A 19,451-nucleotide genomic window follows, 5' to 3' on the forward strand; every position below is an offset into this window, starting at 1 on the left:
CGTGCCTTTCCCGCCGGCACCGGCGCGGACCGCCCAGGACCGTACGGGTTCACCAGGTCGGGATGAAGCCGCCGTCGATCGTGAAGTCGCTGCCGGTGATGTTGGCCGACCGGTCGCCGGCAAGGAAGAGGACCAGGTCGGCCACCTCGGACGGGCGGGTGAAGCGGCCGGTGGGCATGCCGCCCGCCGTCTGCTCGATCACGTCCTTCGCCGTGGTGCCCGCCGACGCCGACACGGTGGCGGCCACACCGCCGCCGCCGAGCCACAGGTCGGTCTCCACCGGGCCGGGGCTGACCGTGTTCACCCGCACGCCCTTCGGACCGGCCTCCTTCGACAGGGCCTTGGAGAAGGCGACCAGCGCCGCCTTGCCCGCGCTGTAGTCGATGACCAGTGGGTCGGGCAGCGTCGCGTTGACCGACGCGACGGTCACCACCGACCCGCGCCCGGCCTCCAGCATCAGCGGCAGCGCCGCCCGGGTGACCCGCACCGCGGCCAGCAGGTTCAGGTCGACCGAGCGCTGCCAGTCCTCGTCGGTGACCGACAGGAATCCGCCGGTGCGGACCGGGGCCACGCCCACGTTGTTGACCAGCACGTCGATACGCCCGCCGGCCGCGTCCACCAGCCGCCCGGCGGCCGCCGGCTCGGACAGGTCCGCACTCACCCACTCGACGCCGCCGGCCGCCACCAGCGCGTCCAGCTCCGCCGAGGTCCCCCGGGACCCGGCGACGACCCGTGCCCCCGCCTCGGCCAGCGCCGTCACGACGGCCAGCCCGATCCCCTTGCTCGCCCCGGTCACCACGGCGGTCCTGCCCTGCAGCTCGCCAGTCATCGTGCGTCCAATCCTCGGATCCGCGCTCTTGCCACGGACTCTAGGGCCTCCCCTTCGGATCTCCGTGGCGGACGCGGACAGCGGGTTATCGATACGCTCTGTCGCAGGCAGTCCACGGCGTCATGGAGCGGTCACGGTGTGGCCCGTAAACTGCCGATGTGCCGAAACTGTGGAACGAGACGATCGAGGCGCACCGCAGCGCGGTCAGGGACGCCACGCTGGACACCACGGCAGCCCTCGTCGCCGAGCGCGGGCTCACCGGCGTGACGATGTCGCAGATCGCCGAGCGCACCGGCATCGGCAGGGCCACGCTCTACAAGTATTTCCCCGACGTCGAGTCGATCCTGGCCGCCTGGCACGAGCGGCAGGTCGGCGCCCACCTCGCGCAGCTCACCGCGGCCCCGGCCACCCCCGGCGACCCGGCGGGACGCCTGGCCGCGGTCCTCGACGCGTACGCCCTGATCCAGTACGAGCACCCGGTGCACGACCTGGCCGCCGTGATCCACCGCGGCGGCCACGTGCCGCAGGCCGAGCAGCACCTCACCGACTTCCTGGCCGCGCTGATCGCGGAGGCCGCAGCCGCCGGCGACCTCCGCACCGACGTCCCGCCCGCCGAACTGGCCCGCTTCTGCCTGGCCGCCACGGCGGGAGCCCGCGCGCTGCGGTCGAAGGCCGCCGTGCACCGCCTGGTGCGGGTCACGCTGGCGGGGCTGCGCGCCACCGGCTGACCTGCCCGCGCGCGGGTCTGGGATGCTGACCCGCATGCTGCCGCCCGACTTCCTCACGCAGTTGCGCGACGGCGCCCGCGAGCGTCGCCGCACCCGCCCCAAGGGGCCGGAAATGGCCGCCGTCGAGGACCTCACGGGTCCCGGCGGGGTGCCGCTGCGCCGCTACCGGCCCGGGGGCGGCGGGCTGCCGCTGCTGGTCTTCCTGCACGGCGGCGGCTTCGTCTTCTGCGACCTGGACACCCACGACCGCACCTGCCGCCGTATCGCCCGCGCCTGCGACGTCGACGTACTGGCCGTCGACTACCGGCTCGCGCCCGAGCACCCGCACCCCGCCGCGCTGGACGACGCCGTCGCCGTACTGCGCCAGGCACGGCCCGCCGCCGTCGCCGGGGACAGCGCGGGCGGCTTCCTCGCGGCCGCCGCCTGCCTCGCCCTGCGCGACACCGGCGGCCCGCTGCCCGCCCTCCAGGCGCTGATCTGCCCCAACACCGACCTGACCCTCACCCTGCCGTCGATCACCGAGAAGGGCACCGGACACGGCCTCGACGCCGACGCGCTCGCCTTCTTCGCCGCGTCCTACGTCCCCGACCCGGCCGCCCGCGCCGCCGCGAGCCCCCTGCACGCCGCCGACCTCACCGGCCTGCCGCCCGCCCTGATCGTCACCGCCGAGCACGACGCCCTGCGCGACGAGGGCGACGCCTACGCCCAGCGCCTCGCCGCCGCCGGCGTCCCCGTACGCCACCGCCGCGAAGCCGGCCTTCCCCATGGCTTCATCCAGGGCATGGACCTCACCACCCCGGCCGCCGCCGCGGCCCACGACCGCCTCTTCACCGACCTCCACGAACTGATCCCGCGCCGCTGATCGTCCTCAGGCGCGCGGGGGACCGCACGACAAAGCCCCCACCGGCTGGGCGGCCGGCGGGGGCGGGTGACGGTCGGCCGTCAGAGGGTCGGCGTCGTCGTGGGGGCCGGGTGGCAGGTGAAGCCGAGGCGGGTCAGGGCGCGGACGACCTCGGTGGAGGTGAAGTCGCGGCGGTCCTGGCCGGTGATGATCGCGCCGACCTGCTTGATCGGGTACTGCTTGCGGCCGATGGTCACGGACGCCTCGGTGACCGCCTCCGGCTTGACCCCGCTCATGGACTTCTCGACCTCGTCCTTGATGAGGTCGAAAGAGAAGCGGGCGATGACGCAGCGCATGGTTGCCTCCGCAGAGTTCGAGAAGAGGGGGACGTTCAGGACCTTCGGCGTGCGGGGCGCCACCCCGGGCGGGAGGAGCGGGCCGGCCGGGCGGAAGCGGCGGACGCGGGTGCCGGGGTGGGAGGCACCGGGACGCCGGACGGGGCCTGCGCGCCGGTGATGCGCGACAGCTCCGCCTCGCCGGAGCGGACCTGCGTGACCTCGGGGGTGATGCCGGCCGCGGCCATCAGCCGGGCCATCTCCCGGCGCTGGTGCGGCAGCACCAGGGTGACCACGCTGCCCGACTCGCCCGCACGGGCGGTACGCCCGCCGCGGTGGAGGTAGTCCTTGTGGTCGCTGGGCGGATCGATGTTGACGACCAGGTCGAGGTCGTCGATGTGGATGCCGCGGGCCGCCACGTTGGTGGCGACCAGCGCCGTGACGTCGCCGGTCTTGAAGCGGGCCAGCGTACGGGTGCGCTGCGGCTGGGACTTGCCGCCGTGCAGGGCCGCGGCCCGCACTCCGCTGTTGAGCAGGTGCGTGGTGAGCCGGTCCACCGCGTGCTTGGTGTCCAGGAAGAGCAGCACCCGGCCGTCGCGGGCGGCGATCTCCGTGGTGGTGGCGTACTTGTCGGCGTCGTGCACGTGCAGCACGTGGTGCGCCATCGTGGTGACCGCGCCGGCCGCCGGGTCGACGGAGTGCACGACCGGGTCGTGCAGGTAGCGCCTGACCAGCAGGTCCACGTTGCGGTCCAGGGTCGCGGAGAACAGCATCCGCTGCCCCTGCGGGCGTACCTGGTCCAGCAGCTTGGTGACCTGCGGCATGAAGCCCATGTCGGCCATCTGGTCGGCCTCGTCCAGGACGGTGATGCCGACCTCGTCCAGCCGGCAGTCGCCGCGTTCGATCAGGTCGGCGAGCCGTCCGGGCGTGGCGATCACGATGTCGGCGCCGCGGCGCAGCGCCGTCGTCTGGCGGCCGATGGACATGCCGCCGACCACGGTGGTGAGCCGCAGCTGCAGCGTGCGCGCGTACGGCGTGAGGGCGTCGGTGACCTGCTGGGCCAGTTCCCTGGTCGGGACCAGGACCAGGCCGAGGGGCCGGCGCGGCTCGGCCTTGCGGCCGACCTCGGAGGTGCGGACCAGCAGCGCGAGCCCGAAGGCCAGCGTCTTGCCGGAGCCCGTACGGCCCCGGCCGAGCACGTCGCGCCCGGCGAGGGTGTTGGGCAGGGTGGCCGCCTGGATCGGGAAGGGCTCCGTCACGCCCTGGGCGGTGAGGACCTTCAGCACCGGGAGGGGTATCGGCAGCTCGGCGAAGGCCGCGACCGCCGGCAGCGCCGGGGTGATGGTGACCGGCATGGCGAATTCGCCCTGCCGTGCGGCGCCGCCGCCGGGGCGGGAGCCGGAACGCTGCGAGCCGCCGCCGCCACCGCGGCCGTAGCCGCCGCCGCGGGCGCCGCCCGAGCCCGAGCCCGAGCCGCCGGAGCCGCGCGTACCGCCTGCTCCGCGCGCTCCGCGCGAGGTCCTGGAATATCGATCGGTGTCACGAGCCTGACGATTCATGCAAGCCTTTCCTCGATGCGGCGCGTATCGAGGAATTCCCGGCGTGCGGCGGTCCGATGACGTACATGTATGAATACGTGTACGGATGCGGGCGGCGGCACGGGGAATTGCAGGAACGGGCCGGAAACACGAACCCGGGTCCGCACCCGAAGGTGCGGACCCGGATGTGCTGATGCGGGGTGCGTCAGGCGGGAACGATGTTCTCGGCCTGCGGGCCCTTCTGGCCCTGGGTGACGTCGAAGGTCACCTTCTGGCCTTCCTGCAGCTCACGAAAGCCGGAGGCAGCGATGTTGGAGTAGTGGGCGAAGACGTCGGCGCCGCCGCCGTCCTGCTCGATGAAGCCGAAGCCCTTTTCCGCGTTGAACCACTTCACGGTGCCAGTAGCCATTTTTCTAAATTCTCCTTGGGGCAATACCGCCGGGCCCGCACTGCGCAAACCCGGTGTCGCCGAGATGATTACCCCGTCCGGAGATGTGCACCGGAATCAAGCCTTTGGGAACCACGACTGCAACTGCTTCCACCGTAGCACGGCGCAACCGGACAGGCGCGGGATGTCATTTCGCTGAGCCCGCCGTGCCACAAACCCTCTGCGGGCATTCCGAAAATTTCTGCAGTGGCGGGGACAGAAATGCTCAGGCGGCCCCGTCGGGACGGCGCTCGGCGGCCGGCGGCCGGCCGCGCATCTCCTCGTTGAGGCGCCTGGCCTCCTCCAGCTGGTCCTCCAGGATCACGATCCGGCACGCGGCATCGATCGGCGTGCCGGAGTCGACCAGCTCGCGCGCCCGTGCGGCGATGCGCAGCTGGTAGCGGGAGTAGCGGCGGTGACCTCCCTCGGAGCGCAGCGGAGTGATCAGCCGGGCCTCGCCGATGGCGCGCAGAAAGCTCGGGGTGGCGCCGATCATCTCGGCGGCGCGGCCCATCGTGTACGCCGGGTAGTCGTCGTCGTCCAGCCGGTCGGCGGCCCGCGGCGGGGGTTCAGGGGGCACGTACACCTCTTGGGGAATGCGCCGGGCTTGGCCCGGCCGCACAAAGAACCCTACCGGGCTCACGACAGCATTTCACGCCCGCGCGGCTCCTGGTCCGCCCGGTGCCGCACCGTCCCTTGTCTCGCCCGGTTGGACGGTGTCGCTCAGGCCGGCGTCCGCGCAGACGCGCCGGAGCAGGCTGACGAAGGCCGCCGCCTCGTCCACGTCGAGCCCGCCGAGCAGCTTGGCCTCGAAGCGGTCGAGCTGCACGTCGGCCTCGGCGTGCAGCTGCCGGCCGGCCGGCGGCAGGTGCAGGGCGTGCGCGCGGCGGTCGGCGGGGTGCCGCCGGCGCTCGACCAGGCCGCGCTCCTCCAGCTCGTCGACCAGGTCGACCATCACATTGCGGTGGATGTTCAGCGACCGGCACAACTGGTGCTGGGTGAGCCCGTCCCGCTCGCTGAGCAGGCTGAGCATGCCGAACTGGCGCGGGTTGATGCCCAGTGGCGCCAGCAGGGCGGTGACCTGATGCTGGACGTGGACGTCGAGCTGGGTGAGCAGACACGCGGGGTGCCCGATGAAAGGCTGCGTATTCACACCACCAGCATAGCCGCCATGATTATCACCGCGACGGATAGTCATATCATGGGCGCGATGGTGGGTCGACTCGCACGGCAGCAGGCCCCGACCGCGGTGCGAGCGGTCGGGGCCTGCCGGGCGTACTGCGTTCTCCGGTGGTGCGTCCTGCGTGCCGGGGCCTCACGCGTCCTGCGTGAGGGCGGGACGGATCAGTGCTCGACCCACTGGGACCACGCCATGTTCCAGCCGTTGATGCCGTTGTCCGGCGCGATGACCTTGTCCGGGGAGTTGACGACCTGGACGACGTCGCCGAGCAGCGAGTGGCTGTAGAACCAGGCGGCCGGGGTGTTCGGGTCGCCGCCGCCCTTGACGTCGTGCAGGCCGACGCAGCCGTGGCTGGTGTTCACGTGGCCGAAGGTGGACACGGGGCGCCAGTAGTTGCCGTGCGCGTAGGTGCCGGAGTCCGACAGCCGCATGCCGTGCGGGACGTCCTTGATGTGGTAGGCGTTGCCCAGCCCCACGGACTGGGAGTCCATGTCCACCACCGGCTCCTTGCTCTCGATCACCATCTTGCCGTTGTAGGTGGTGTGCTGGGCGTCACCGAGGCTGGCGGGGAAGGTCTTGAAGAGCTTGCCGTCGCGGAAGATCTTCAGCGTCTTCGACGTGTTGTCGGCGACGGACGTCTGCGAGCGGCCGATGGTGAAGGACACGTCCTTGTACTGCGCCCCGTAGGAGGTCTTGGACGTCTTCACACCGTCGAGCTTGAGGTGCAGCGTGACCTTGGTGCCGGGCGCCCAGTACTGCTCGGGGCGGAAGTCGATGCGCTGCGAGCTGAACCAGTGGCCCTCGACCGGGACGCTGGGGGTGGAGGTGACGGTGATCGCGTGGCGTACGTCGGCCTGGTTGGTGACCGCCTTGTTGAAGCGGATCGACACCTCCATGCCCACGCCGTAGGTCGCGCCCTGGTCGACGTTGAAGACGCCGTAGTTGGCGGCGGAGGCCGCCGGCTTCAGCGTGGTGAAGGCCGACTGCCTGCTGGCGGCCTTGCCCGCGCTGTCCGTGGCGGTCGCGGCGACGCTGTACTGCGTGTTGGTGCGCAGGCTGCCCGTCGGCGTCCAGGTGAGGCCGTCGGCGGATATCGCGCCGTCGACCGCGGTGCCGTCCTTCGCGGTCACGGCGACCTTGGTCAGCTTGCCCTTGGCGGCCGAGACCTTCAGCGCGCCCGAGGTGTCCACACCGGTGGCACCGTCCTTGGGCAGCACGGTGACCGTCGCCTGCGAGCCGTCGGTGGTGGCCGCGCCCTTCGACGACCCGTTCTTCCCGTCCTGCGGCGAGCTGGAGTGCGCGTCCGCGTTACCCCCGCAGGCCGCGGCGCCGAGCAGCACGGCGCCCAGCGCGAGTGCCATCAGCCCCCGCCGGCCCCGCTTGCCCCGTACGCTCCAGGCCCCCCGGCCGCCAGGGGCCGCCGCCTCCGCCCTGGTGGCGGTGTCGGCCGCCGTCTGCTCCGTCATCACTCGTGTCTCCCCATTTCCGCAAAGGTCGCACTCTAGGAGACCGCATCCCGGGTCCGCGGTTGCGGCTGTTGCATGACTGATACGCCACATTCCTGGGCGCCGTTCAACCGGGGTGCCGATTTGGGCGCCTTTGCCGTCCTGGCCGGAGGGCGGGGGCGCCGCCGGGGCCCGTGGGGGTGCCGCCGGGTCCCGGCCGGAGGGCCCGTTCGCGGCGGGCGGCCCGCTCCGGTCGCCGCTGCCGGACCCCGCCAGGCCACCCGCGGGGTGCGTCCGGGCGGTTTCCCACCCCCCGTGCGTTTCGGGAGGCGCGTTTGTTCCGTAAACGTTGCCGGTTCTCTTGACACTGCGGAGGGCGGGGGAAGACTCTCCTGAGAGCGCTCTCACCTCCCCCCAATCCGGTATCGCGGCAAGGCCAGTTGCGGTACCGACCCCCCACAGGAGAAGGAGTACGACCGCATGTCGATCAGAGGCAAGCGATTGCGCCCTCCGGGCCGCGGGCCGCTCAGGCGGTTCGGGATCGGGCTGCTGGCCGCCACGGCGGTGGCAGCCGTCACCCTGGCCGGCTCGGGACAGGCGTCGGCGAACGGCTCGGCGTCCTCCCAGGCCGCGGCCCAGCCCGCCGCCGCCGTACAGCGGGCGGCCCAGCCCGCCGCCGTACAGCCGGCAGCCGTCCCCGCCGCTCCGTCCGGCTTCACCACCACCTGGAGCGACGACTTCAACGGTGCCGCCAACACCGGTCTGAACACCGACACCTGGCGCTACGATGCCGGGGCCGGCTGGACCTTCGGCACCGGCGAGATCGAGACGATGACCAACAGCACGGCCAACGTCTACCAGGACGGCAGCGGCCACCTGGTGCTCAAGGCCCTGCACACCGGCACCGACCCGGCCGCCAACTGGACATCGGGCCGCGTCGAGACGCAGGCCGACGGCTTCGGCGCCCAGCCGGGCGGCGTCGTCCGCATGCAGGCGTCGATCCAGCAGCCCAACGTGACCACCGCCAACGGCGCCGGCTACTGGCCCGCGTTCTGGATGCTCGGCGCGCCCCTGCGGGTCGGCGTGCCGTGGCCCGGGTCCGGCGAGGTCGACATCCTGGAGGACATCAACGGCCGCAGCTCCGTCTTCGGCACCCTGCACTGCGGTGTCGGCTCCGGCGGCCCCTGCAACGAGACCAGCGGCGTCGGCAGCGGCGAACGCGCCTGCTCCGGCTGCCAGACCGGCTACCACACCTACGCGGTGGAGGTCGACCGCTCGACCTCGCCCGAGCAGATCCGCTGGTACCTGGACGGCGCCAACTACTTCACGCTCAACTCCAACCAGGTGGACGCGGCGGCCTGGGCCAACGCGGTCGACCACAGCTTCTACATCATCTTCGACCTGGCGATCGGCGGCGGCTTCCCCGCGGCCTTCGGCGGCGGCCCCAACGCCGCCACGGTCTCCGGCGGCCAGATGAACATCGACTACGTGGCCGTCTACAACAAGTCCCCCGACCACGGCACCAACATCGCCAAGGGCAAGCCGACCACGTCCTCGTCCAACGAGAGCGCGACCTTCCCGGCCTCCAACGCCACCGACGGCGACATCACCACCCGCTGGTCGAGCGGCTTCTCCGACCCGCAGTGGCTCCAGGTCGACCTCGGCCAGAACTACAACCTCAACCACGCGACCCTGACCTGGGAGGCGGCGGCATCGTCCGCCTACCAGTTGCAGACGTCCACCAACGGCACCACCTGGACGACCGTCTACACCAACAACAACAGCCCGGCCGACATCCAGGACACCAGCCTGTCGGCGACCGCCCGCTACGTCAGGGTCTACTCCACCGCCAGAGCCTCGCAGTACGGCAACTCGCTGTACGAACTCGCCCTGTTCGGCAGCCCGTCGTCCGGCGGCGGCGACCCGGGCGGCGGCACGGCCACCCTGCTCTCACAGGGCAAGACGGCCACCGCCTCGTCCTCGGAGAACGCCGGCTTCACCGCCTCCATGGCGGTGGACGGCAACGCCGGCACCCGCTGGTCGAGCGCCTTCTCCGACCCGCAGTGGCTCCAGGTCGACCTCGGTGCCGGCCACACCATCAGCCAGGTCGTCCTCAACTGGGAGACGGCCGCGGCCAAGTCCTTCCAGATCCAGACCTCGGCCGACGGCGCCAACTGGACCACCGTCTACAGCACCACGACCGGCACCGGCGGCAACCAGACCGTCCCGGTCACCGGCACCGGCCGCTACGTCCGGATGAACGGCACCGCCCGCACCACGCAATACGGCTACTCGCTCTGGGAGTTCCAGGTCTTCGGCACCTGATCCCCGGCGCTGTCCCCGGTACGCCCGCCGCTCCGACGCGGCGGGCGTACTAGCGTGCCACGGCCTTACGCCGCCTGAGCAGGACGACGTTGCCGATGGCGGCGGCGGTCAGCACCAGGACGTTCAGCGTCCCGCTGCCGGCCGTCAGCCACCCGGCGTCGCTGCCGTCCGCGACCGTACGGGACGCGAACAGCCCGCCGACGCCGGACAGCAGCGCGTAGCCGCCGTAGATCGCCACCACCGCGGCGATGCCGCACGGCAGCGCCAGCACGATCGCGGCCAGATAGTAGTGGCCGTCCGCGCGCACCGCCCCCAGCAGCGCGAGAACGGCGACCGCGCCCACGTACACACCCTCGATCGAACTCCGCCACCCCATGAGCGCAGTGTGGCACCCGACCGGAACCCTCCTAACCCCAGGGCCAGTCGGAGCCGCGGCCCGCCTCCAGCAGCGGGATCATCCGGAAGGCGTGGTCGGTCAGGCCGCCGAAGGTGTGCCGGTGGCCGCGGCCCGCGGGGGTCGCGCCGGCCACGTACCCGGCCATGTTCCACATGTAGACAGGGACGTCGTGCGGCACGAGCGCGTCGATCTCCGTCGGCGGCATGCCGCCGTGGGCGGCCGCGTTCGACGGGAACCAACCCGCCCTGGTCTGCTCGTCGGTGACCACGACCACCCGGTCGTGCCCGGCGAAGTGCGCCTTGACCGCCGACGGGATGTCGGTCCCGTCGTGCCGCCCGAAGGCCTCCACCAGCCGCAGCACACTGCCGCCCTTCGGCACACGGACGACCTTGTTGCGTATCCCGAACTCGACCAGCGTCGGCGCCTCCGCCCGCACCGCGAGCGCCGCGCCGAAGACCGCGGCCTGCTCGGCCAGCGGGATGTCCGAACCGTTCGCCGTCGAGAAGGAGTAGCCGGGGAACATCGACAGCGACCTGTCCACCAGGATCAGCGAACGCCCCTTCAGCGCGGGCACGTTGGCCAGCGACAGATTCAGCGCCTTCTCCAGCGCGTGGGCCCAGCGCAGCGAGTCGGTGTGCTTGTACGCGGCCCAGAAACGGAAGGGCAGCATCCGCGAACCCGCCACCTCCCGCGGGTCGCCGATCCGCCGCGCGACCTGCTCGGCGACGTCGTCACCGACCCCGGCCTTGTCGAAATTGCGCAGGTTCCGGACCAGGGCGAAGATCCCCATGGACGGGATGACCGCCTCCCAGGCGGCCGCGTCCATCGGCCCCTGCAACCACCCCGCGAGCGCCTCCCAGGTCATCCCGGCCGCGGCGAGCCGCTCCCCGGCCGCCGCGTCCCGCACCAACGCGCGCCGCCGCTCGACAGGTTCGGCCAGCAGCCCGGCCCGCGCCGCCACGACGCCCAGCAGTGCGGGGATCGCGTCCCCCCGCCCGTGCCGCCGGTCGATCGCGTGCCGGAACAGCTCCCCCTGCCAGGGCGCCCGCGGCGCCGGGTGCACCAGCTCCACGACGTCACCGAAGCGGAAGCTCGCGGCGGCGGAGTCGTACTTGAGCAGCGCCTTCTCCGTGTACAGCCCGCCGATCGCGTCCGCGACCCCGCGCTTGACCGGCTTGGGCACCTGGCGCCCGTAGCGCGACATCCAGTACGCCAGCAGCTCCCCCGGCTCGTCGGCACGCCGCAGCACCGACGCGACGACCTCCCGGTTGCTCACCCCGTCCCCGGCGGCCCCGGCCGCCAGCCGCGCGCTGACGAACTCGGCGGCCCCCACGATCGCGGCCGTCCGCATGTTGCCCTCGCCGCGCAGCCACCCCAGCAGGCCCGCGGTCCACTTGGCGTCGGCCACCGCCAACTCCCGCACCAGCGCCCGGAAGCGCTCGTCTCGGTCCCCGCCCTTCTCGTAGAAGGTGTCACTCCCGACGAGGTTGGCGACCGCCAGCAGGAACAGCTCCGACCTGGCATCCCGCCGGTACCCCGACGCCCCCTCCGCGGTCGCCACCCGCTCCCCGGTGCTCCGCACGGGCGACGCGGCCGCCGCGGCGCGCACGCGGCGGGTATTGAATCGGGACATACGTATCTCCCCCTCACGGGATCAGGAAGCCGCAACGCCCATGAATGCGGAGGGAGTACGCAGCCCGCACCGCCCCCCGCACCCGGGGGGCGAACCTGCGGCTGAGCCTCCCGAGATCAATACGGCTGCGGGTCGCGGGGTTCGATCCCCGCTCGCCCGAGGGCGATTCGCCAAAGAAGTAACCGCGGCCTGCGCACCGGGAGGTGCAAGACGTTGCGCCCTGACCATATCCCGCGCCCCACCCGTGGTGTCGGCGTATTTCCGCCGAGGGCCCGGCCAGGCCGTTCGCGGCTTGGGCCGCCGCCGGTGCGTGCGGCGGCCCGGCCTGCCCGTTCGCGGCTGCCCGTGCGGACGCGCCCGCCGCCGGGGCGTGCGGCGGCCCGGTCTGCCCGTTCGCGGCTGCCCGTGCGGACGCGCCCGCCGCCGGGGCGCCCTCCGGCCCGGCTTGGCCGTCCCGCTCCCGCCTCCGGCCACGCGGCCCAGGCCTGCGCTACCGCCGCGCGGGCGGCGACGCGATCCGCCTGCCTCCGGCCGCTCACCGCGTAGGAAGGCGGCAGGCCGCCTCCGGTCGCCCGGTCGCCCGGCCGCCCGGCCACCCGGGCGCCGATGCCCGGCCGCACGCCGCGCGGACGCGGGTCCGCGCCGCCTCCGGCCGCCCACGTGTAGGGAAGGCGGCACGCCGCCTCCGGTCGCCCGGCCACCCGGGCGCCGATGCCCGGCCGCACGCCGCACGCCGCACGCCGCACGCCGCACGCCGCGCCGCCGCGCCGCCGCGCCCGGCCGCCCGGACGGCCCGCGTCCGCGCCGGACGGGCTCCGCCCCGTCCGGCGCCCCGCGCTGGCGCGCGGGCCGGCCGGCGCTCAGGATGGGCACGGAGGCAGCCGTAAGGGACAGGACACCGACCCGGGAGCGCGATGTGGACGTCTTTCCGAGCCTGCCGCTGGAGTCGTGGCGGGACACGAAGGAGACGCTGCACCGGTTCCTGCAGATCGTCGGCAAGATCCGGCTCGCGGGCAGTCCGCGGCGCAATCACTGGTGGAACGTGCCGTTCCACCTGACCGGGCGGGGGATCACCACCCGCCCGATGGGGCCGATCCACGGCGGCGACGCCTTCTGCGTCGACTTCGACTTCGTCGCGCACCGCCTCGTCGTGCGGACGCTGTCCGGCCGGGAGGCGTCCTTCCCGCTGGCGGAGCGCTCGGTCGCCGACTTCTACCGTGACACCGTGACCGCCCTGGTCGCGCTGGACATCGACGCGGCGCCGCAGCACCCGTACCCGTACGACCTGCCGGACGCGCGCCGGCCCTTCGCGGAGGACCACGAGCACCACAGCTACGACCAGGCGGCGGTGAGCCGCTACTGGCACGTCCTGAGCCAGGTGAACCTGCTGCTGGAGCAGTACGCGGCCGGGTATTCGGGCAAGACGAGCCCGGTCCACCACTTCTGGCACACCTTCGACATCGCCGTGACCCGCTTCTCCGAGCGCGAGATCACCCCGCCCGCCGAGGCGGACCCGGTCACCCGGGAGGCGTACTCGCGCGAGGTGATCAGCGCGGGCTTCTGGTTCGGCGACGACACCGTGCCCGCGCCCGCCTTCTACTCCTACACCGCCCCTGAGCCGCCGGGCCTGGTCGACCGCCCGCTGCAACCGGGGGCGGCGCGGTGGTCGGAGGCCCGCGGCAGCCACATCGCGCTGCTGATGTACGACGACGCGCGAGCCGCCGCCGACCCGTGGGCGGCCACCCGCGGCTTCCTGGACAGCGCCTACCGCGCGGGGGCGGAGCTGACGCACTGGGAGCGGCGCCGCGAGTGCCCCGGCGGCATCACCGACCCGCGGCTGCGCAGGGACCCGGTCTGACCCGGGGGGCGCCTACGGCCGGAAGTAGTCCGCCATCATGCGGCTGACCCACTCCGGCTGCGAGACGTCCACCGGAAGGAATTCCGCCATCGCCGGCTTCAGGTCGACGACCGGGGTGCCGGAGACCGCGTCGAGGCCCACCACGGTCAGCTCGCGGCCGCGGACGGACTCGATGGCGCAGCATGTCACGCCGATCCGGTTCGGCCTGCGCGGGCCGCGGCCGGCGAAGACGCCGACGGGCGGGAGGCCGGGCAGGCCGCGGTAGGGGCGGGGTTCGCGGTAGTCGTCGCGCTCCGCGAACTGGTCGAAGACGAAGAGGACTTCCACGTGGGAGAAGCCGTCAAGGCCCTGGAGGCACGCGTCGCCGAAGCGCTCGTCGACGGTGATCGTGCTGCGGACGGCGCCCCAGTCGTCGGAGTGCTGGACGTCCGTCCGGTCGTTCAGGACCGTCCCTATCGGTGTGACCTCGAAGCTCGCCATGGCCAATTTCTATCCCCCTGGCCGCCGCCGTGCCCAGCCGGGAGGCCCGGACGTCGGCGGTCAGCGGACGCCCGCCGGGCCGGGCCGGTTCGACTCAGTAGTGCCAGTGCGGCTTTCCGGACACCATCTCGCAGGTGAGGGAACGGCCCTTCGCGTCGGTGGTCGTGGCGCCGAGGTCCGCCTTCCTGCAGAACTGGCCCGCGGTGTAGCAGTTGCCCGCGTTGGAACGGATGCTGCACACGCTGGCCTTGGCGGGCGGCGGGGTCGTGCGGTGGACCGCCGGCGCCTTGGTGTGGTGCACGGCGGGTGCGGTGGTGTGGTGCGCCGGGGCCTTGGGCTTCGTCGTGTGCGGCGCGCTCGTCGGCTTCTTGGCCGCGGTGGTGCTCGGCGGCGAGGACGGCGAGGACGTCGAGGCCGAGGGGGTCGGCGAGGTCGGCGAGGCCGACGGGGATATGGAGGCGGACTCGGAGGCCGAAGGCGACGTGGCCGTCACCGCGCTCGTCGTCGGCGCCCCGCCCGCGTCCGAGACCCCTGCCGGGCCGCACGCGGCGAGCGTGATCGCGGCGATTCCGGTGGCGACTGCGACAGCTGTGCGAACGATCTTCATGCCCCGCACGCTAGGGGTGCCCCGAAGCCGCGCGCGGCGGAACGGGCACAGCTACGCTGCGTGCACCTGCCCGTATAGACGAATCGTGCGAACCCGGCGTATGCGTGCAGGCGCTGAGGTACCGGGTCAGCTCATACCGGCGGGACCTCAACTGCCCCGGGAGCCAACGCCGTTCTCGCCGGGGCGGTGGCGACGGCCGCTCGGCCATCCGCCGATCCGCACCGAATGCCCTGATCAGCTGATAGGCGTACATCTTGTGGGATGTAACGGTGTATGCCCGCGAAAAGACCGGTTCCCGATATCGCCGTCGTGGCCGTGGCCGAGAACACCGTGCGCGCGCAGGCGCGGGCCTGGGTCAGGGGCTCCCGGAGCGCGGAGCGCCTCATCACCGGGCACCAGGCGGCGGCGGCGTACGAGTTGCCTGAGCGACAAGGCCATGGCGGGACTCGCCGCCCAACGGCTGCGCCTGGCCGCGTCCCTGGGGTTGTATCCGGCTGCGGCGGCCACCCCTCGGGCGGCTACGCCTCGGACGTCCACTTGATCATCCAGGTGTCGTTGAGCACCGAGATGACGTGCTCGCACCTGTCGACCAGCGCGTCCTCGGCCTGCGGCGACCTGTCCCCGCCCAACTGCCAGCCGGACAGCAGGCGTTCCAGCTCGTCGGCGGTGCGGAGGAATTCCAGCTCCTGGTATTCGTACTTGGCCGCGGTCGCGTAGGCGAGGAGCGTGGCCGAGACCGTCGCGACCACGGCGACCCAGGCCGCGGCCTGCTCCGCGCGGAAGGCCCCGCTGCCCGCGGCGAGCAGCACCCCGAGGCACCCGAGCACCATCTCCGCCCGCCGCACGACCACCAGGCGGCGGTGCATCAGCGTGGCCTTGGGCCGGTAGTAGCCGTCGATCTGGCCCTGCAACCTGATCCGTACGTAGGAGTCGACGTCGCCGACCGCCGGCAGCGGGCGGGCGGCGTCGACCGGGATGCCCGCGACATGCGGCAGCAGGTCGGCGGCCTCGGTGCGTATGCCGTTCACCGCGCACTGGAGCCGGGCCGCGGCGTCCGGCGAACGGTAGGCGCCGACGCCGGCGAGGCAGGAGTACACCTCGGCCTTGTAGGCCTCGCTCACCGAACGCAGCCGGGTCCAGTCCTGGATCTGCCGCCGCCCCACCCGCCCGTTGAGCAGCGGTACGGCACCCGCGGCGACGGCGGCCGCGAAGGCGGTCCACTGGCCCGCGGAAGGATGGCTTCCCCCGATTTCCGCCGCGGCCGTGCCCAGCACCGCCGCCAGGACCCCGCACAGCAGGACGCCCACCCTGATCCGGCCGATCAGCGCCTTTTGGCGGTTCGCGGCCTTCGACCAGCCCGCCTGCTGGGCCCACGCGTCCGATAACGGCTGGGGTGCGGGCGGGGGCTGCATGGGCCGATTATGCGCAGGGGCTGGGGAGTTCGGCGGCTGGACGGGGGAATTCGCCTCTTCTCGCGAGACGGCGTCGAGCCGCTCGCTTCCCGCGGCGGGTGTGGGGCGGGGCGGCGGTGTCAGTGGCGGCGGTTAGCCTGACGGGGACGGGGACGGATCCGGGAGTAGGTGCGGTGGCGTGGCAAGGCGCTCATGGCCGGCGGCAGGCGCCCCCGCCGACCGCGCTCCGAGCCCGGCGCCGCAGCCGGTCGCGGTGGACCGGGGACGCCTCCTCGCCGCCCTGCCCGAGCTGGCCGCGGGCGAGGCGGCCTTCCTGCCCGCCGACCCGCCCCGCGAGGGGCAGGTGGCCTTCTGGACACCGGACGGCGACCCGCCCGACCTGGGCATCGAGCCGTCCGACCTCACGGTGGTCGCCCCGGACGGGACCTCCGTACGGCACGTGAGCGCCGTGCGCCTCCCGGTGGAGCACGCGCTGCAACTGCTCACCCGCTGCCGCGCCCTCGGCACCACCGGCCGTGCGTCGGCGACCACAGCCTTCTGGGGCGCGGCGACCACCCTGTCCTTGAGCCTCCTCGCCCGGGGCCGGGTGCAGCCCGCGGTGACCCCGGCGGGCGCGGACGCCTGGCAGGCGGGTCCGCTGGACGCCGCCGATCGCGAGCGGATCGCCGCGCTTGCGGCGACGATGCCGGTTGCCGCGTTCGCGGCGGGGACGCCGCAGGAGGTGCGGGCGGGTGCGGACGAGTGGCAGGGGGGTCCGCTGGACGACGCCGATCGCGAGCCGGTTGCCGCGTTCGCGGCGGGGACGCTGCCGGAGTCGGGCGGGTGGTCGGGGGTGGCGCAGGCGGGAGCGGGCACGTTGCGGGCCGGTCCGCTGGACGCCGCTGACGGCCGGGTGGTTGCCGCGTTCGCGGTGACGATGCCGGTGGAGCAGGGCCCGGCCCCGGTCGCGGTTCCGGCGGCCGAGTCGTTGCTGCGGGCTTTCCTGGACGCCGCGGCCGACGCGCTCACCCGTACGCCCGCCGCCAGGCACCGGCACCGCCCGGCCGGACCGGCGGTGGCCCCCGCGGCAACGGCGCGGCCTGTGGCCGGGGAACCGGCCGGGGCTCCCGCCGCCGCGAGGCTGGAGGTGTCGCTGCGCGTCGAGTTGGCGGCGTCACCGCAGGACGGCGACGCGCCCGCCTTCCGTGTCGTCGTCCAACTGCGCAGCCTGGCCGATCCGGCGGCCCTCGCCGACGCCGCCGACCTCTGGGCGGGCAGGGCCGCGGCGCCCGAACTGTTCGGCCCGCGCGCCCGGTCGGAGGTGGCGCGGGCGCTGCGCCGGGCCGCCCGCGTGTGGCCGCCGGCCGAGCGGCTGCTGGCGGCGCCGGACCCGGCCGACCTGGAGCTGTCCGGCGACGAGGCGGCCGCGCTGCTCGGCCCGGCGGCAACACGGCTCGCCAGGCACGGAATCGCCGTGCACTGGCCGAAGCATCTGGTACGCGGCCTGACCGCCACCGGAGTCCTGGAGCCGGCGGGCGAGAGCCCGCGGTCGTCCGCCGAGACCTTCCTGGCGTCCGGCGGTGTGCTGGACTTCCGCTGGCGGGTCGCGCTCGGCGAGCAGGAACTCTCCGCGGCCGAGCTGGAGAGGCTGGTGGGTACGCATCGGCCGATCGTGCGGCTGCGCGGGCAATGGGTGGTCGTGGAGGCGGAGTTGGTACGCCGACTGCGTCGCCGCAGGCCGCCGCTGACCGCGATCGACGCCCTGGGCGCGGCCCTGACCGGCAGCGTCGAGGTGGACGGCGAGCGGGTGGCGGTGACGGCCGGGGGCGTACTGGCGGAGCTGCGGGCCCGCATCGCCGAGCCTGAGCACGGGCCCCAGCACGGGCCTGAGTGCGGGCCTCCGCACGGCCCTGAGCACGGGCCTGAGCACGGGCCCGGCGCCCGCACGGAACCCGCCTCCCCAGGCCCGCCGGAGGCACTGGCCGGGACGCTGCGGGACTACCAGCTCCGCGGCCTGGACTGGCTGCACCGGATGACGTCCCTGGGCCTCGGCGCCTGCCTGGCCGACGACATGGGCCTGGGCAAGACCGTCACCCTCATCGCCCTCCACCTGCGCCGCCAGGAGCGGTCGGCCACCGCGGGCCCGACCCTGGTGGTCTGCCCGGCCTCGCTGCTGGGCAATTGGGAGCGCGAGATCCACCGTTTCGCGCCGACCGCCCCCGTCCGCCGCTACCACGGCCCCGGCCGCGCCCTGCCCGATCCGACGTCCCCCGAGAGCGCCGGCTTCGTCCTGACCACGTACGGGACGATGCGCCGCGACGCCGACCGCCTGGCGGCCGCGGGGCCCTGGGGACTGCTGGTCGCCGACGAGGCCCAGCACGCCAAGAATCCGCACGCCCGCACCGCGCAGGCCCTGCGCGCCATTCCCTCCCGGGGCCGCGTCGCGCTGACCGGCACCCCGGTCGAGAACAACCTCACCGAGCTGTGGGCCCTGCTCGACTGGACCACACCCGGCCTGCTCGGCACTCTCCCCGCCTTCCGGGACCGCTACGCTCGGGCCGTCGAGGGCGACCGGGACGAGCGGGCGGCGACCCAACTGGCCTCCCTGGTACGCCCCTTCCTCCTCCGCCGCCGCAAGTCCGACCCGGGCATCGCGCCTGAGCTGCCGCCCAAGACCGAGACCGACCGGCCGGTGTCCCTCACCAGGGAGCAGGTGTCCCTCTACGAGGCCCTGGTCCGCGAGTCGATGGCCGAGATCGAGGGCACCGAGGGCATGGCGCGGCGCGGCCTGGTGATGAAGCTCCTCACGGGGCTCAAGCAGGTCTGCAACCACCCGGCGCAGTACCTGAAGGAGCCTGCGAGCGGCGCGCGACTGCCCGGCCGCTCGGGGAAGTTGAGGCTGCTGGACGACCTGCTGGACACCGTCGTCGCCGAGGACGGCTCGGCCCTGGTCTTCACGCAGTACGCGGCCATGGGCCGCCTGCTCGAACGCCACTTGACCGCCCGCGGCGTCACCACCGCCTTCCTGCACGGCGGTACGCCGGTCGGGCGCCGCGAGCAGCTGGTCGACGCCTTCCAGGCGGGCGGGCACCGGGTGTTCCTGCTGTCCCTCAAGGCCGCGGGCACGGGCCTGAACCTGACCCGCGCCGGCCATGTCATCCACTACGACCGCTGGTGGAATCCGGCCGTCGAGGACCAGGCCACCGACCGGGCGTACCGCATCGGCCAGACCCGGCCGGTGCAGGTGCACCGGCTCATCGCCGAGGGGACGGTCGAGGACCGGGTCGCGGTGATGCTCCGCCGCAAGCGCGAGCTGGCCGACGCCGTCCTCGGCGCGGGCGACGCGGTGTTCGGCGACCTGAGCGACCGCGAGCTGGCCGACCTGGTCACCTTGCGAAGGCCGCGCCGCTGACCGCCGTCTGATCTACAGTGCTGCG

17 protein-coding genes are annotated in these 19,451 nt (G+C 73.5%); 5 read left to right on the forward strand and 12 right to left on the reverse strand.

Annotated elements, in window-relative coordinates; all coding sequences use genetic code 11:
- Positions 1–49: 49 nt before the first annotated feature.
- The gene (locus tag OG900_22335) at positions 50–829 is read right to left on the reverse strand and encodes an oxidoreductase (GenBank protein ID WUH92571.1); all 780 of its coding nucleotides are present in this window, start codon (positions 827–829) and stop codon (positions 50–52) included.
- A 158-nt stretch (positions 830–987) separates the two neighbouring features.
- Here OG900_22335 and OG900_22340 point away from each other — a divergent pair, with 158 nt between their 5' ends.
- The gene (locus OG900_22340; protein ID WUH92572.1) at positions 988–1,557 is read left to right on the forward strand and encodes a TetR/AcrR family transcriptional regulator; all 570 of its coding nucleotides are present in this window, start codon (positions 988–990) and stop codon (positions 1,555–1,557) included.
- A 34-nt stretch (positions 1,558–1,591) separates the two neighbouring features.
- A complete protein-coding gene (locus tag OG900_22345; protein ID WUH92573.1) occupies positions 1,592–2,419 on the forward strand; it encodes an alpha/beta hydrolase in 828 nt (275 codons plus the stop codon).
- A gap of 80 nt (positions 2,420–2,499) precedes the next feature.
- Here OG900_22345 and OG900_22350 read toward each other — a convergent pair whose 3' ends face one another.
- From OG900_22350 to OG900_22375, 6 genes are all read right to left on the reverse strand, one after another.
- Entirely contained in the window at positions 2,500–2,754 is a 255-nt protein-coding gene (locus OG900_22350; GenBank protein WUH92574.1) for an SCO5918 family protein, read from the reverse strand.
- Between the two features lie 35 nt (positions 2,755–2,789).
- On the reverse strand, positions 2,790–4,292 hold the full coding sequence (locus tag OG900_22355) for a DEAD/DEAH box helicase (protein ID WUH92575.1): 1,503 nt from the start codon (positions 4,290–4,292) through the stop codon (positions 2,790–2,792).
- A gap of 184 nt (positions 4,293–4,476) precedes the next feature.
- Positions 4,477–4,680 (reverse strand): cold-shock protein, encoded by a 204-nt coding sequence (locus OG900_22360; protein ID WUH92576.1) that lies wholly within the window; start codon positions 4,678–4,680, stop codon positions 4,477–4,479.
- A gap of 244 nt (positions 4,681–4,924) precedes the next feature.
- Positions 4,925–5,278 carry a MerR family transcriptional regulator gene (locus tag OG900_22365; GenBank protein ID WUH92577.1) on the reverse strand — a complete coding sequence of 118 codons (354 nt, stop codon included), beginning with the start codon at positions 5,276–5,278 and terminating at the stop codon, positions 4,925–4,927.
- Between the two features lie 72 nt (positions 5,279–5,350).
- Complete coding sequence (locus OG900_22370) at positions 5,351–5,851, reverse strand: MarR family transcriptional regulator (GenBank protein ID WUH92578.1); 501 nt, start codon at positions 5,849–5,851, stop codon at positions 5,351–5,353.
- Positions 5,852–6,042: 191 nt separating this feature from the next.
- The gene (locus OG900_22375; protein ID WUH95877.1) at positions 6,043–7,239 is read right to left on the reverse strand and encodes an Ig-like domain-containing protein; all 1,197 of its coding nucleotides are present in this window, start codon (positions 7,237–7,239) and stop codon (positions 6,043–6,045) included.
- Positions 7,240–7,803: 564 nt separating this feature from the next.
- On the opposite strand from OG900_22375, the gene OG900_22380 reads away from it, so the two are divergent.
- Entirely contained in the window at positions 7,804–9,648 is a 1,845-nt protein-coding gene (locus OG900_22380; protein ID WUH92579.1) for a discoidin domain-containing protein, read from the forward strand.
- A 49-nt stretch (positions 9,649–9,697) separates the two neighbouring features.
- On the opposite strand, the gene OG900_22385 is transcribed toward OG900_22380, so the two are convergent.
- A complete protein-coding gene (locus OG900_22385; GenBank protein WUH92580.1) occupies positions 9,698–10,024 on the reverse strand; it encodes a hypothetical protein in 327 nt (108 codons plus the stop codon).
- 31 nt (positions 10,025–10,055) lie between these two features.
- Complete coding sequence (locus OG900_22390) at positions 10,056–11,678, reverse strand: TROVE domain-containing protein (GenBank protein ID WUH92581.1); 1,623 nt, start codon at positions 11,676–11,678, stop codon at positions 10,056–10,058.
- Positions 11,679–12,594: 916 nt separating this feature from the next.
- Between OG900_22390 and OG900_22395 the strand changes: the two genes are divergently transcribed.
- Positions 12,595–13,536, forward strand: a complete 942-nt coding sequence (locus tag OG900_22395; protein ID WUH92582.1) for a DUF5996 family protein — start codon at positions 12,595–12,597, stop codon at positions 13,534–13,536.
- 12 nt (positions 13,537–13,548) lie between these two features.
- Here OG900_22395 and OG900_22400 read toward each other — a convergent pair whose 3' ends face one another.
- The 3 genes from OG900_22400 to OG900_22410 all read right to left on the reverse strand — a co-directional run bounded on the left by OG900_22400 (position 13,549) and on the right by OG900_22410 (position 16,035).
- Positions 13,549–14,016, reverse strand: coding sequence for an SAM-dependent methyltransferase (locus OG900_22400; GenBank protein ID WUH92583.1), 468 nt, complete (start codon positions 14,014–14,016; stop codon positions 13,549–13,551).
- A gap of 94 nt (positions 14,017–14,110) precedes the next feature.
- Positions 14,111–14,623, reverse strand: coding sequence for a hypothetical protein (locus tag OG900_22405; protein ID WUH92584.1), 513 nt, complete (start codon positions 14,621–14,623; stop codon positions 14,111–14,113).
- A 518-nt stretch (positions 14,624–15,141) separates the two neighbouring features.
- Positions 15,142–16,035 (reverse strand): DUF4231 domain-containing protein, encoded by an 894-nt coding sequence (locus OG900_22410; protein ID WUH92585.1) that lies wholly within the window; start codon positions 16,033–16,035, stop codon positions 15,142–15,144.
- Positions 16,036–16,213: 178 nt separating this feature from the next.
- Between OG900_22410 and OG900_22415 the strand changes: the two genes are divergently transcribed.
- Positions 16,214–19,426 carry a DEAD/DEAH box helicase gene (locus OG900_22415; GenBank protein ID WUH92586.1) on the forward strand — a complete coding sequence of 1,071 codons (3,213 nt, stop codon included), beginning with the start codon at positions 16,214–16,216 and terminating at the stop codon, positions 19,424–19,426.
- Positions 19,427–19,451: the final 25 nt, after the last annotated feature.

The sequence above is a fragment of the Streptomyces sp. NBC_00433 genome, assembly GCA_036015235.1.
Lineage (GTDB): Bacteria > Actinomycetota > Actinomycetes > Streptomycetales > Streptomycetaceae > Actinacidiphila.